Source organism: Antarctobacter heliothermus, from assembly GCF_900188425.1.
GTDB classification, from domain to species: Bacteria; Pseudomonadota; Alphaproteobacteria; order Rhodobacterales; family Rhodobacteraceae; genus Antarctobacter; species Antarctobacter heliothermus.
Genome location: NZ_FZON01000007.1, coordinates 1 through 14096, shown reverse-complemented (window position 1 = coordinate 14096; position 14096 = coordinate 1). Strand labels below are relative to the sequence as shown.

Genomic DNA, 14096 nt, shown 5'->3' with positions numbered 1-14096 from the left:
GTTCAGGACTGTCTACACACATTCGCCCCTACCATTCTGGCCAGAGCGCCGCCCGCGCATTCTGCGCGAACAGATCCCCTGCCCCGATGCTGCCGGCCGGTCCAAATCAGGACCGACACTCTCGTGGGGCGGGTGGTTTGCTACGAGGCTTTCCGCCCCGATACGACTCAGGTAGCACGGTTAAGCTTAATTCAGCGTTAACCGCGCCTTGGCCATTTCCTTTTTCAGTTCTGCCACCAGCACTTCTCGCGGGATGCGGGATCGGCGCGACAGGGCCAGCAAGCCGAAATGCACATGCGCCATCTGCTGGTAATAGCTGGTATAGGCATAGTTGGTCGCCGCCCCCGCCACCGCGCCCAGCACCGGCACCGTCTGGGTGGCCAGCTTTTGCCCCATCGCAATCGACAGCTTTGGTGCGATCCGGGCAATCAGGCTGTAAATCGTCGATCCGGTCACCGCCACCCGTGCGGCCAGAAACCCCATCTCGGCGTTGTCGTCCTCTTCCATCGGTCCAGCCACGGCAAAGACGCTCAGGCATTCGCGGGCAATCTCCGGGTCGGACGGGTCAAAGCCGTGATCCGCCGCAACCCCTTGAATGGCCCGCAACAATACTGTCACCGTGACCGGCAATTCCGCCAATGCGGAGGGCAACCCGCCCGATCCACCGGCCGCCCCCATCGCGGTGGCAACCGCCGTGTTGAGCCAGTGCTTCTGGTCCGGCACCACCCCACGCGACCGTTGCGCCGCGTGTAGCGCCGCCGTCAAGGCGCGGCGTGTCGCCTCTTCCAGCCGGTCCTTGGCGGCATCCGGCAGTCGTTCCAGCAGGTTTCCCGCATGGCCACCGATCAACGACAGCACTTGCATTCCCAACGAATCCGCCTCGCGGTAACGCTTGGCCAGCGCCGCGATTTCGGTCTGATGTTGTTCTACCGGCAGTTTTGTGTCGGACACGCGAAAACCCTCCCTGATCTGGTGAAAGATGGGTTCGCAGACCCGCGCGATCAAGCTGCGCGCGTCACCTCACCCGTCACACCGTCCCAGGCACCGGGCGACAAGGGCAGACCCAGAATGCGGTCCGGATTGGTCGGCGGAGGCATCTCGACCCCCTCAAGCCGCTCAAATCCAAAGCGTCCGTAGTAGGGCGCGTCCCCCACCAGCAGGATACGGGCATAGCCCTGCTCGGCCGCCCGCGCCGCCGTGTCGCGGATCAGCGCCGCGCCCAATCCCTCGCCCTGCGCAATGGGATGCACCGCTACCGGCCCCAGCAACAGCGCGTCATGCGTCCCCACCCGCACTGGCCAATAGCGGATCGCGCCGCCCAGCGTGCCCGTCTCATCCCGTGCCAACCGGCACAACCCGGCAACCGGGGGCACGTCGTCACGCAGCCGGTAAGAAGACAGCGCCGACCGACCCGGCGCAAAGGCCAAGTCAAACAGCGCTTCGACCTCCCACCAGTCGTCTGGCGTTTCCTGTGCAAGTGTGAACACCGCGTCTGTGCCTCCAACCCCCGTGCGTTTCAGCGCAAACCCGCGTATCACGCGGAAAACGCCCGCGCAAACAGGAGAATGCACCTTGTTCTATCGCCCCGAAGACGGCCACGGCCTGCCCCACAACCCGTTCAACGCCATAGTGACCCCGCGCCCCATCGGCTGGATCTCGACCCGTGGCAGCGACGGGCACGACAATCTGGCCCCCTACAGCTTTTTCAACGCGGTCGCCTATTTCCCGCCGCAGGTGATGTTTTCCTCGACCAGCGCCAAGGAGGATCGCGGCGACACCAAGGACAGCGTCTCCCAGATCCGCGACACCGGGGTCTTTTGCGTCAACATCGTGGAATACGCCATGAAAGACGTGATGAACCAGACCTCTGGCGCATGGGATCGGGGCGTCGATGAATTTGAACTCGCCGGAATCGAAAAGGCCGAGTGCGACACCATCAACTGCGCCCGCGTCGCCGCCGCCCCCGCCAACCTGGAATGTAAGCTGACCCAGATCGTGCAACTGCCCGGAGAGGCGAATTTCGCCGTCTTCGGAGAGGTCACGGGCGTCCATATGCGCGACGATTGTCTGGTAGACGGGATCTTTGACGTGCTGCGCTACAATCCGCTCAGCCGCATGGGCTATCGCGACTACACCGTGGTGCGGGAAAAGTTCAGCCTGAGCCGACCGGGGGAGTAACGTCGCGCGCGACGGGGGGCGGGGTCATGTTTCCACGGGAATCGCGATCCCGCTCCTCCGCCATTCCGGTGCTCTGGCTGCCCCTGCATATCTCCCATACGTTTCCTCATGGTCCTAACCCCTCGAAAACTGCCGCCTGACATGGTATCTGGACTGCACATCAATGGAGGCACCGATGGACCAGCACCTTTGAACCCCTGACATTTCCAGCGTTCAAAGGAGGCATCATGCCCGTCCCTTCCCCCCTGCCCGGGGCCGATTCGGCCTACCCCATCACCCTGCCTGACGGCAGCCCGCATCGCGGCACGGTCAATCTGAAAAACGTCATCGACCATCCGCGTTTCGAGGTTGGCGATTTCACCTATGCCTCGGACTTTGACCCGCCCGACGATTGGGCCGGTCGTCTGGCACCCTACCTGTTTCCTTTCAGTCAGGAAAAACTGACGATCGGCAAATACGGCCAGATCGCAAACGGCGTCCGCTTTATCGGCAGTTCCGCCAACCACGCGACAAACGGGATCAGCACCTTTCCCTTTGCGGTCTTCGACCCGGAGACCATGTTGGGCTTTCAGCCAGACACCCGCAACACAACGGTCGGCCACGATGTCTGGATCGGCTACGGAGCGTTGATCCTGCCGGGTGCAACGATCGGCAACGGTGTGATTGTCGGCGCGGGATCGGTGGTGCGTGGCACTGTCCCCGACTACGCCATCGTCACCGGAAATCCGGCGCAGGTTGTCAGAATGCGCTTTGCACCCGACGAAATCGCCCTGCTGAATGCGCTGGGTTGGTGGGATTGGCCGCCCGAGAAGGTCGCCGCCGCCCGTCCGGCGCTGGAGGCAGGCGACATTGCCGCCCTGGCGAAACTCGCGCCGACCTGAACGCATTGGAAACCGAAAAGGGCGTCCCGCAGGACGCCCTTTTCAAGTCATACTCGGAATGGACCTCACACAGGCGCGTGTCAGTGCCCGCCCAAGATTCCTGTTCGCACATGGTAATCGACCGCGATCTCATAGTCGGGGTCATCGTCGCTATCGACCATCAGGTGTCCCGCCTTGTTCAGCAATCTATGGCAGTCCCGGCTGAGGTGGCGCAGTTTGATGTGCTTGCCCGCCGCCTCATATTTGCCAGCGAGCGCCTCGATGGCCTGCAAGGCAGACTGGTCCACCACGCGGCTGTCCTTGAAATCGACGATCACGGTTTCAGGGTCATTCTCGATGTCGAACAACTCACCAAATCCTTCGGAAGATCCGAAAAACAGTGGGCCACGGATTTCGTAGACCTTGGCACCAAGGTCTGTGGCCGACTCGCGCGTGTGGGCGTCAATCCGGCGCGCGTTGTTCCACGCATAGGCCAGAGCCGAGACGATCACCCCCACAACAACGGCGACGGCAAGGTCTTCCATTACCGTGACAACCGTCACCAACAGAATGACAAAAGCATCCATCAGCGGCACTTTTGTGAGGATGGTCAGAGAGTTCCACGCGAACGTCCCGATCACCACCATGAACATCACACCAACCAGAGCTGCCAACGGAATGAGTTCAATCAACGGCGAGGCGAAGAGGATGAAGATCAACAGGAACAGCGCCGCCGCGATCCCGGCAACCCGCGTCCGCGCGCCCGATTTCACGTTGATCATCGACTGACCGATCATGGCGCAGCCGCCCATGCCGCCAAAGAACCCGGTCAGCACATTGGCCGCGCCCTGCGCCATGCACTCTTGGCTGGCGCCGCCACGCTTGCCGGTCATCTCACCCACAAGGTTCAGCGTCAGCAGCGATTCAATCAATCCGATGGCAGCAAGGATGACCGCATATGGCAGAATGATTTCAAAGGTTTCGAGGTTCAGAGGCACAGCTGGAAAATGAAAAGCCGGCAGACCGCCCTGGATCGAGGCAAGGTCGCCCACACGCGGCACCTCTAGCCCAAAGCCGATCACCAGCGCGGCCACCACAAAAATACCGACCAGCGGTGCAGGCACCACCTTGCTGATCTTGGGCATGACCCAGATGATTGCCATAGTCAGCCCCGTTAGGCCCAGCATCAGGTACAACGGCATCCCGGCCAGCCATTCGCCCCCGCCAACGCCATGTCCGGTATTTTCCATTGATCCCGGCACCTTGAACTGTCCCAACTGGGCCAGAAAGATCACGATCGCCAGCCCGTTGACAAAGCCCAGCATCACCGGATGCGGCACCAGCCGGATGAACTTGCCCCATTGCAGCGCCCCCGCGATCAATTGCAGGATGCCCATCAGGACCACGGTAGCGAACAGGTATTCAACGCCGTGCTGCGCGACCAGTGCCACCATGACCACGGCCAAGGCCCCCGTCGCGCCAGAGATCATGCCCGGACGCCCGCCTATCAGCGCGGTCACCAGACCGACAAGAAACGCCGCATACAACCCGACCAGAGGATGAACCCCCGCCACAAAGGCAAAGGCCACGGCCTCGGGCACCAGCGCCAGGGCCACGGTCAACCCGGCAAGCAGTTCGATCCGCCAACGGGCAGGCGTCAGTTTTTCGTCCGGCATCAGGGAAAGATCGGGCATTTCGCCACGATTGGCGAAACGCGCCAGCAAAGCTTTCTTCATCGGGGGTCCTTTTTGTTCGCGACAATCCCATACTGCAATGCAGCGTAAAAGGCCAGTCCGCGCCGTCCAGGCCTTTGTCCCAAACATTGCCAGATTGCCGCCCTCTTGGTGCCAAGGGATCTGGAGGAGTCCAACCAACTGAAGAAGGGACTTTATATGCGCGTGTTTGTGTTGTTCGTGTTTGTTTGCCTGCTGGGTCTTCCGATCCACGCCGACCCGCTTTTGGTGGCAACGCATCCCCCCCAGCCGGTCCCCTCCCTCAAAAAAGACCAATACGCGGTTTCCGCCACCCGTATCCTGCGCGCGAACAGTCGTGAGGTGGTCATTCTTGATCCTGCGACAGGGGTGCAGACCGGATCCTTGCTTGCACCAGAGGGATGGAGCGGCCCTTTCGCCAATGCCATCACAATGGAAGGCGACCGGGCGTTGATCTGTCAGGACGGCGTTCCCTTTTGGACTAGGGATGCACCGCGCCAACAGGAAGAAAGCCTGTTGTATGATCTCAACAGCGGCGCTGTGACAGTCCGGTTTGCAAAGCCCAAAGTAGATTCAGGTAACGGAAATTGGGGATTTGGCGACGCGTGCGTCATAGAGGGCGACATTGTGGCGATAGCCATGCCCGGCGACGACAGCCGTCGTCGGGAGTCCAACAAGAAAATAGGCAGCGTCTTGGTTTACGATGCTCGGACAGGCGCCCTGAAACACCGCATCCATTCGCCCTATCCACAAGACACCGCCGCATTTGGCAAACAGATCTTTCTGTCCAAAGGGCGGCTGTTGGTCAGTCAGTCGGGCGGCGGATGGAACCCCGACGCCCGCGCGGCTATCTACGCCTTTGACGTTCAATCTGGCGCGTTGATCGACACGGCCTTTGAACTGGAGCCTGGATCGCAGTGGTTCTTTCGTCGCTTTGCCTTGGACGGTGACCAGTTGGCTGTCAGCCTGTTGACGACCCACCGGGCCCAAAAGAAGGGCGTGGAGAATCGTACCCTGTTGGTCGATCTGAACACTGGTGACCCGGTTGCTGGATTCCCGGCGCCGGACCCCGGCATTGAGGGGTTTGGGGTCGCGCTGGCGTTTCAGGATGAACGGCTTTTGATCGGAGCTCGTGCGGACCATGGAACCAACGAGCATGTCTTCTTGTTCGATTCGGCGACCGGCTCTTTGCTGGAGACGTTTACCCCCGAAACGCCGGGTACCTATTTTGGCATCAACCTTGCCGTTTCGCGCAACACGGTTCTGATCGAACACCGGATGCGACCTGAGTGGGAAGAAACAGGCCGCGCGGCCCTTATCTACCGCCTTCCGATAGCGGACTGACGCCGCACGGTTGGGGCGGTTGCGCCGCTTCATCCACCGTGGCTAAATACGATCGAAAGCCAAGCAGGAGCCGCAATGACCGAAAGCCCGAAAGAGACCATGATCGCCGTGATCGGCGGGTCCGGCATCTATGACATCGACGGGCTGCAAGGGGCCGAATGGCGCGCCGTGGACAGCCCATGGGGCACTCCCTCGGACGAGATCCTGACCGGCTCGCTGGATGGAGTAAAGATGGCCTTTCTACCGCGCCACGGGCGCGGCCATGTGCATAGCCCGACCACCGTGCCCTACCGCGCCAATATCGACGCGCTGAAACGCATTGGTGTCACCGATGTCATCTCTGCCTCGGCCTGCGGGTCGTTCCGCGAAGAGATGGCACCGGGCGATTTTGTCGTGGTCGATCAGTTCATCGACCGCACCTTTGGTCGGGAAAAGTCCTTTTTCGGCGCGGGCTGCGTGGCCCATGTCTCTGTCGCACATCCCACCTGCCCGCGCCTTGGCGATGCCTGCTACAACGCCGCGCAGGACGCCGGGATCACGGTCCACAAGGGCGGCACCTATCTGGCAATGGAAGGGCCGCAGTTCTCGACCATGGCAGAATCCAAGATGTACCGCGACGTCTGGGGCTGCGACGTGATCGGCATGACCAACATGCCTGAGGCCAAGCTGGCCCGCGAAGCAGAGCTTTGCTACGCCTCCATAGCCATGGTCACCGACTACGACAGCTGGCACCCCGATCACGGCGCGGTGGACATCACCGACATCATCAAGACCCTGACCGGCAACGCCGACAAGGGCCGCGAGATGGTCCGTCGCCTGCCTGCGCTGCTAGGAGCTGACCGCGCGCCCTGCCCCCACGGCTGCGACCGTGCGCTGGAATACGCGCTGCTCACCGCCCCGGAAAAGCGCGACCCCGCCTTGCTGGCCAAGCTGGACGCGGTGGCGGGCCGGATGCTGGGCGCCGCCTGAGCGCGCCGAACGATGCTGCGCGCGCTTTTCCTTGGCCTTACGGTGCTTGCCCTGCCCTGTACGGCGGCAAGCGCCGAAGACTATATTGAGACCGAAGGCCAGCTCAGCGACGAAGACTTTTATCGCCTCGTCGCCTGCGCCGCCCCGCCCGGCACGGCGTGCCGCAAGGCGATGGTACGATGGCCGGTTGAACGGCCCTTGCGCGTGCAGTTGACGCAGGTCGATCCCGCCTTTCTGGGCGGCAAGCAGAACCGCGCCCGCGCTGCCCTTGTGCGGGCGATCAAGTTCATCAACAGGGCGGACACCGCGATCACCCTGCGGCAGGTCGACCCCGACGCCGAGGCCGACATTCGCATCTATCTGATCGACACCGACGGCGATGCCCCCATCAAGGGCACCGGCATTGAAGGGATCGATGGCGCGACCGTCACTGGCGCGCGGGTCATCGTCTGGTCGCGCAGTGGCTCCGGTGAAATCCAGCGCGCAAAGATCATCTTTGGCACCCGCCTGCACATTCGCCACTACGAATCCGCCATGATCGAGGAATTGACGCAGGCGCTTGGCCTGTTGACCGATATTCGGAACCCTGATTACCTCGGCCAGTCGATCTTTTCGCAGGACGACAACGAATCCAAGGATCTGGGACCACAAGACCTGATGGCCCTGCGCCGCCACTATCCGCCACAGGAGTAAGATATGGACCTCAACTTCTGGCTGGCGTTTGTCGCCGCATCGACCGCGCTGCTGCTGATCCCGGGTCCGACCGTCCTGCTGGTGCTGTCCTATGCCCTGAGCAAGGGGCGGTCGGTGGCGGTCGCCTCCGCCGCCGGTGTCGCCAGCGGCGATTTCATCGCCATGAGCCTGTCGCTGGCCGGATTGGGCGCGTTGGTCGCCGCCTCCGCAACGCTGTTCACGGTCCTGAAATGGGTTGGCGCGGCCTATTTGGTCTGGCTTGGGATAAAACTGATCCGCTCCGCCCCCAGCAAGGGGCTGACCCTGCCAGAAACACAGATCACGGCGCGCGGGGTCTATGCGCACAATCTCGCGGTGACCGCGCTCAACCCCAAAAGCATCGCCTTTTTCGTCGCCTTTGTGCCGCAGTTTGTGACACCGGGTTCGCCGCTGTTGCCGCAGTTTGCCGTTCTTGTGACCACCTTCGTCACCCTCGCCGCACTCAACGCACTGGCCTATGCGCTGGCCGCCGACCGGCTGCGGCGAGTCATTTCACGCCCGTCCATTCTGACCACACTCACCCGTGCAGGCGGTGCCACGCTGATCGGCATGGGTGTGCTCACCGCCACTCTGCGCCGCGCCTGAGGCGACAAAGCGGTCCTTTCGGACCGCCGCATTGCGATCTTTTCTTGCGGCCAATGGTCCGAGCTGGGCCGCCGCAGCCTGAAGGCTTGCCAACGCGCCCCATCCCGCGCTACCGCAAGTGCGGCGTTTGTCTGAGGAGTACCCATGCCGCGCAAGACCGAAATAAAGGACTACATCCGGACCATCGTCGACTTCCCGCACGAGGGGATCATGTTCCGCGATGTGACCACACTGTTCGCTGATCCGCGCGGGTTCCGCATGGCGATTGACCAGTTGCTGCACCCCTACGCGGGCGTGCGGTTCGACAAGGTCGTGGGGCTGGAGGCGCGCGGCTTTATCCTGGGCGGTGCCGTGGCGCACCAATTGTCCACCGGCTTTGTTCCGATCCGCAAGAAAGGCAAACTGCCGGGTGCTGTGATCTCCGAGGAATATCAGCTGGAGTATGGCGAGGCCGTTGTGGAAATCCACGACGACGCAATCGAGGCGGGAGAGAAGGTGCTTCTGGTGGACGATCTGCTGGCCACGGGCGGCACAGCAGAGGCCGGAATCAAGCTGGTCGAGCGGCTGGGTGGTGAGATCATCGGATGCGCCTTTGTGATTGATCTGCCCGAACTGGGCGGGCGCACGCGGCTTGAGGCTATGGATATGGACGTCCACGCCCTCTGCACCTTTGACGGGGCCTGACAGCAGGCAACCATTTCGACAAAACAAAAGGCCGGACATCAACGGATGCCGGCCTTTTTTCATTTCAGCGTTTATTCCCCCGCCCCTATCGACAACAGCGCCAGACCGGAGGACGGCGCGCTTGGCGCGCAAGGACGACATGAAAGGCGCGCGCCGCAAGGCGCGCACCAATGGATCACGGTCGGATCAGCGGTGATCGGCCAGATTGACGGCAACCGGGCCGGGTTTTTCCTGACCGGAATTGGCATCGATGAAATCCAGCACCAGCGGCCGGATATTGTTGCGCCAACTCTTGCCCGCAAAGATACCGTAGTGTCCGGCACCCGGCTCCAGATGGCTGGCCTTTTTCTCATCCGGAAGGCCGGTGCACAGATCCAGCGCCGCGACGCACTGGCCGGGGGCTGAAATGTCGTCCTTGGAGCCCTCGACGGTCTTGACCGCAACCTTTGTGATCGCACCAATATCGACCTTGTGACCATCCACGATGAATTCGTTCTTGGCGATTTCACCGTTCTTGAAGATCCGCTCAACCGTCGACAGATAGAATTCTGCCGGCATATCCATCACGGCAAGGTATTCGTCGTAGAATCGGTTGTGCGCGTCATGATCCGACGCTTCGCCCCTGGACACGCGACCGATCTGTTCCTGGAACGCGGCGGAGTGACGTTCTGCGTTCATCGACATGAACGATGCCAGTTGCAACAGGCCGGGATAAACCATCCGTCCCACACCTTTGCAACTGAAGCCGACGCGCTGAATCATCGTCTCTTCCAGCTGACCCATCGTGACGCGGCGGCCAAAGTCGGTCACATCTGTCGGCGTGGCGTCAGGGTCGATCGGCCCCCCGATCAGGGTCAGCGTGCGTGGCTGCGCGTCGGGGTCCAGTTCGGCCAGATAGGCGGTGGCCGCCAGCGTCAGCGGCGCGGGTTGGCACACCGCGATCACATGGGTGTCCGGCCCCATATGGCGCATGAAGTCCATCAAGTAGAGGGTATAATCCTCAATATCGAACTTGCCGCAGCTCACCGGAATGTCGCGCGCGTTATGCCAGTCGGTGACGTAGACTTCGCAATTTACGATGAGCGACTTGACGGTTGAGCGCAAAAGCGTGGCATAGTGGCCCGACATGGGGGCCACCAACAGGATCTTGCGCGGCTGTTCGACACGACCGGAGACGTTGAAATGTATAAGGTTGCCAAAGGGTTTTTCCACCACCGTGGCGATGTCGACAAGATGATCCTTGCCGTCTTCGCAGGTGAAGGTGTGGATACCCCAGTCGGGCTTGACCACCATGCGTTCAAAGGTCCGTTCGGTCACGGCACCCCAGGCTGCCATCCAGGTCAACGCCGGGTTGGGAACAGCCGAGAAAATCGGATAAGATGCAAGCGTGCGCGCTGTCGCGCCCATCCAGGCATTCGTGTTGCGGATGCTTTCCATCAGGTCGTAGGTGGCCATGTAGCGCACGACGGCTGCTCCTTTTCGTTTCGCGGGGTCAGCGGGGATCCGCACACCCAAGCCCGAGCCAATTCGTCGCTTTGCCCCCCGAAACCCACGACGGTAGTTTCTGCAACTGCGAAGGATAGGGGGATTTAGTTCCAATGACAATAAACGAGGTTGCCGCAGGCGAAAGCCGTGCGCGGCTGGAGGAGAACCTTGATCGAGTGGAAGAGCTCAGCAAGCGACTCGTTTCGGCTCTTACCCGCCGCCATCCAACGCCACAGGCGCTGAGCGGCCCTGACAGCGCGCTGTATGCCAAGGCCGTGCAGGCCTATGCGCAGGAATGGGTGAACAACCCCGCCAAGCTGATCGAACAACAAGTCAGTTTCTGGGGCAAGACCGTCACCACGTTTGTCGAGGCCCAGCAACAACTGGCCCGCGGCAAGTTGGAAGCGCCGCAGGATTCGGGGCCCAGCGACAAACGCTTCAAAAACCCGCTCTGGGACAGTCATCCCTATTTCAACTACGTCAAGCAACAGTATCTCATCAACGCCGATGCCATCCATCAGGCCGTCGATGCGATCGAGGACATGGACGAAAAGGAAAAGCGCCGTCTGCGCTACTTCAGCCAGCAGATCGTCGACATGTTCGCGCCGACAAACTTTCTGGCGACCAACCCTGATGCGCTGATGAAGGCGGTCGAGACAGAGGGCGAAAGCCTTGTGCGCGGACTCGAAAATCTTGTCGCCGACCTTGAGGCCAACAACGGTGAATTGGTGGTGCGTCTGGCGGATGAGAACGCCTTTGAGATTGGTGAGAACATCGCCACGGCCCGGGGCGAAGTGATCTATCGCAACCGCATGATGGAAGTGATCCAGTACAACCCCACCACCGAGCAGGTTCAGGAAACCCCGGTGGTTCTGTTTCCGCCCTGGATCAACAAGTTTTACATCCTCGACCTCAAACCCCAGAACAGCATGATCCGTTGGGTCGTCGATCAGGGGTACACCCTGTTTGTCGTCAGCTGGATCAACCCCGACGCCAAGTATCGCGATGTCGGGTTGGAGGCCTATGTCGAAGAGGGGTTCCTGAAGGCGATCGAGATTGCCAAAGATGTTTGCGACGTCCCCAAGGTGAATGCCGTTGGCTACTGCATCGCCGGTACGACGCTGTGTCTGACCCTGTCTTTGATGAAAAAGCGCGGCGACAAATCCGTGCGGTCCGCCACCTTTTTCACGGCGCTCACCGACTTCAGCGATCAGGGTGAATTCACGCCGTTCCTGCAAGACGATTTTGCCGACGGAATCGAAGAAGAAATCAACCAGGAAGGCATCCTGCCGTCCTTTATCATGGCGCGCACCTTTTCGTTCCTGCGCTCCAACGACCTGATCTATGGGCCTGCGATCCGGTCTTATATGATGGGTGAGACGCCACCTGCCTTTGACCTGCTCTACTGGAACGGCGACGGCGCCAATCTGCCCGGCCTGATGTTCACGCAGTATCTGCGCGGTCTGTGTCAGCGCAACGAATTTGCCGAAGGCACGTTCGAGATGTTCGGCGAAAAGCTGAGCGTCAAGGATGTGGATGTTCCGGTCATGTCCATCGCAGCAGAGTCGGACCACATCGCCGCTGCACGCGACGTTTACCGGGGCGTGCAGTTGATGGGGTCGCGTTCCAAGCAGTTTGTCATGGGGCAGTCCGGCCACATCGCCGGCATCGTCAACCCGCCGTCCAAAGGCAAGTACGGGCACTTTGTCCATGACGACCTGAGCCTGGATTTCGACACCTGGACAAAGACGGCTGACTTCCGCGAAGGCTCTTGGTGGCCGCACTGGGAAGACTGGCTGAAGAAGCGGTCGGGCAAGAAAGTACCTGCCCGCATTCCGGGTGATTCGGCCTATGAACCGATCTGTCCAGCCCCCGGCACCTATGTGAAGATCAAGGCAGCAAAACAAATTCAATAACTTGCGGGCCACATGCTGCGGCGCAGAATTTCACTTGAATTGCTGCGCCGCAGCATGCATATTCATGTCAGCTGCTAACGCCGGGGTAGGCCCGGATGAGCAAGAGACAAGGATTGATCATAATGGCACAGACCCAGGACTTCACCGCGATGATGAAAGACATGATGGGCGCATTCCCCGTCGACACGAAAGCCATGGAAGGCGCGTTCAAGACCACCGCAACCATGAACGAAAAGCTGTCCTCTGTCGCACTGGAAGCTGCCGAAAAATCGACCGAACTGTCGGCAACCTGGGCCAAAGGCACTCTGTCCAAACTGGCAGACATGTCCAAAGCCAAAGCCGAGCCGGCTGACTATGCCAAGGCCGTGACCGACTTCGCATCGGCTCAGGCCGAAGTTGCCGCCGAGAACATGGCCGCATTCGCCGAGATCGCCAAGAAGGTCCAGATGGACACCGTCGAGCTGCTGATGGCTGCTGGCAAGGACTTCTCCGAAGATGCCTCCGCCGCCGTGAAAAAGGCCACCGACGAGATGACCGCGACCGCCAAGAAGGCAACCGCCGCGGCCAAGTAATTTCGGTTTCGACCGAAACGGAAATTGCGCCCTCTCCTCCCAATCGAGGCGCAATGTCCTGGGGCAGGATCTTCGGATCCTGCCCCTTTTTGTTGGCTTGCATCAACGTGTGGACCAACGGAAATCCTGCGGAAATTCTGTTGACTTTTTGACGCACCGCCGAGGTTCCCCTTGAAATGCTGCACTGCAGCATTCATGTATTCCTCAGTACAAGACGCCGCCCCGGCTTCACAGAAACAAGGACCTGACCAATGACCAAGAACGATGATTTCGCCGCCATGATGAAAGACATGATGGGTGCATTCCCGATGGACACCAAAGCCATGGACGATGCGTTCAAGACAACCGCAACGCTGAGCGAAAAGCTGTCCAACGTCGCGCTGGACGCTGCCAAGAAGTCGACTGAGCTGTCGGCAAACTGGACCAAGGACACGCTGGCCAAGATGGCCGACATGTCGAAAGCCAAGGCAGAGCCCGCCGACTACGCCAAGGCGCTGTCCGACTTCGCGACCGCCCAGGCCGAGATCGCATCCGCAAACGCAAGCACCTTTGCCGAGATCGCCAAGAAGGTACAGGCGGACACCGTCGAACTGTTGATGGCCGCTGGCAAGGACTACTCGCAGGACGCGTCCGCCGCAGTCAAGAAAGCCACCGACGAAGTTACCGCGACCGCCAAGAAAGCGACCACGGCCGCCAAGTAAGTGAGGCTCCGGCGGGGGCCGTCTGACTTCGGCTACGATCCGATGATAAGTCCGACCTTATGTCTGATTTCATTTACCGCCCTCAAATCGAAGTTCTCTCCGCGGCCGATGGCGTTCGCCGTCGGCGATGGTCGGATAAGGACAAGCTCCGGATTGTCGAGGAAAGTTTTGTCGGCCACCGGCAAGTTTCGGTCACGGCGCGGCGGCATGGCATTTGCCGATCGCTGTTGACGATCTGGCGTCGGCAGTATCGAAACGGTGAGCTTGGTGCGGCCCGCCCGGTATCCTTCGCCCCGGTGACCGTGACGCAGGATGTCCCGACCTCTCGGCCCGGGCCGGTTGATCCCCCTGATCCCTC

Annotated in this window: 15 protein-coding genes; 11 read left to right on the top strand and 4 right to left on the bottom strand. The window is 60.9% G+C overall.

Features of this window, described 5'->3' with window-relative positions:
• Positions 1–186 precede the first annotated feature (186 nt).
• Together CHB90_RS05405 and CHB90_RS05400 are read right to left on the bottom strand one after the other, a co-directional pair.
• Positions 187–951: an EcsC family protein gene (locus CHB90_RS05405; protein WP_245823171.1), complete on the bottom strand. Its 765-nt coding sequence runs from the start codon at positions 949–951 to the stop codon at positions 187–189.
• 50 nt (positions 952–1001) lie between these two features.
• Positions 1002–1487, bottom strand: coding sequence for a GNAT family N-acetyltransferase (locus CHB90_RS05400; protein WP_089276944.1), 486 nt, complete (start codon positions 1485–1487; stop codon positions 1002–1004).
• 85 nt (positions 1488–1572) lie between these two features.
• Here CHB90_RS05400 and CHB90_RS05395 point away from each other — a divergent pair, with 85 nt between their 5' ends.
• Positions 1573–2178: a flavin reductase family protein gene (locus tag CHB90_RS05395; protein WP_089276841.1), complete on the top strand. Its 606-nt coding sequence runs from the start codon at positions 1573–1575 to the stop codon at positions 2176–2178.
• A 227-nt stretch (positions 2179–2405) separates the two neighbouring features.
• A complete protein-coding gene (locus CHB90_RS05390; protein ID WP_089276840.1) occupies positions 2406–3059 on the top strand; it encodes a CatB-related O-acetyltransferase in 654 nt (217 codons plus the stop codon).
• An 80-nt stretch (positions 3060–3139) separates the two neighbouring features.
• On the opposite strand, the gene CHB90_RS05385 is transcribed toward CHB90_RS05390, so the two are convergent.
• On the bottom strand, positions 3140–4774 hold the full coding sequence (locus CHB90_RS05385; RefSeq protein ID WP_089276839.1) for a SulP family inorganic anion transporter: 1635 nt from the start codon (positions 4772–4774) through the stop codon (positions 3140–3142).
• A gap of 108 nt (positions 4775–4882) precedes the next feature.
• Between CHB90_RS05385 and CHB90_RS05380 the strand changes: the two genes are divergently transcribed.
• The 5 genes from CHB90_RS05380 (at position 4883) to CHB90_RS05360 (ending at position 9064) form a co-directional block, all read left to right on the top strand.
• Positions 4883–6094, top strand: a complete 1212-nt coding sequence (locus tag CHB90_RS05380; protein WP_141135806.1) for a WD40 repeat domain-containing protein — start codon at positions 4883–4885, stop codon at positions 6092–6094.
• A gap of 75 nt (positions 6095–6169) precedes the next feature.
• Positions 6170–7063 (top strand): S-methyl-5'-thioadenosine phosphorylase, encoded by an 894-nt coding sequence (locus tag CHB90_RS05375; RefSeq protein ID WP_089276837.1) that lies wholly within the window; start codon positions 6170–6172, stop codon positions 7061–7063.
• Positions 7064–7075: 12 nt separating this feature from the next.
• Positions 7076–7756, top strand: a complete 681-nt coding sequence (locus CHB90_RS05370; RefSeq protein ID WP_089276836.1) for a DUF2927 domain-containing protein — start codon at positions 7076–7078, stop codon at positions 7754–7756.
• Positions 7757–7759: 3 nt separating this feature from the next.
• The gene (locus CHB90_RS05365; RefSeq protein WP_089276835.1) at positions 7760–8380 is read left to right on the top strand and encodes a LysE family translocator; all 621 of its coding nucleotides are present in this window, start codon (positions 7760–7762) and stop codon (positions 8378–8380) included.
• A gap of 144 nt (positions 8381–8524) precedes the next feature.
• Positions 8525–9064, top strand: coding sequence for an adenine phosphoribosyltransferase (locus tag CHB90_RS05360; protein ID WP_089276834.1), 540 nt, complete (start codon positions 8525–8527; stop codon positions 9062–9064).
• A gap of 186 nt (positions 9065–9250) precedes the next feature.
• Here CHB90_RS05360 and phaZ read toward each other — a convergent pair whose 3' ends face one another.
• On the bottom strand, positions 9251–10528 hold the full coding sequence (gene phaZ, locus CHB90_RS05355) for a polyhydroxyalkanoate depolymerase (protein WP_089276833.1): 1278 nt from the start codon (positions 10526–10528) through the stop codon (positions 9251–9253).
• A gap of 134 nt (positions 10529–10662) precedes the next feature.
• Between phaZ and CHB90_RS05350 the strand changes: the two genes are divergently transcribed.
• The 4 genes from CHB90_RS05350 to tnpA all read left to right on the top strand — a co-directional run.
• Positions 10663–12465 (top strand): PHA/PHB synthase family protein, encoded by a 1803-nt coding sequence (locus CHB90_RS05350; protein WP_089276832.1) that lies wholly within the window; start codon positions 10663–10665, stop codon positions 12463–12465.
• A 122-nt stretch (positions 12466–12587) separates the two neighbouring features.
• Positions 12588–13037: a phasin, PhaP gene (locus tag CHB90_RS05345; protein ID WP_089276831.1), complete on the top strand. Its 450-nt coding sequence runs from the start codon at positions 12588–12590 to the stop codon at positions 13035–13037.
• A gap of 251 nt (positions 13038–13288) precedes the next feature.
• Positions 13289–13738, top strand: coding sequence for a phasin, PhaP (locus CHB90_RS05340; RefSeq protein ID WP_089276830.1), 450 nt, complete (start codon positions 13289–13291; stop codon positions 13736–13738).
• A gap of 59 nt (positions 13739–13797) precedes the next feature.
• Positions 13798–14096: IS66-like element accessory protein TnpA (gene tnpA, locus CHB90_RS05335; RefSeq protein ID WP_141135805.1), on the top strand; the 299-nt coding region annotated here is incomplete at its 3' end.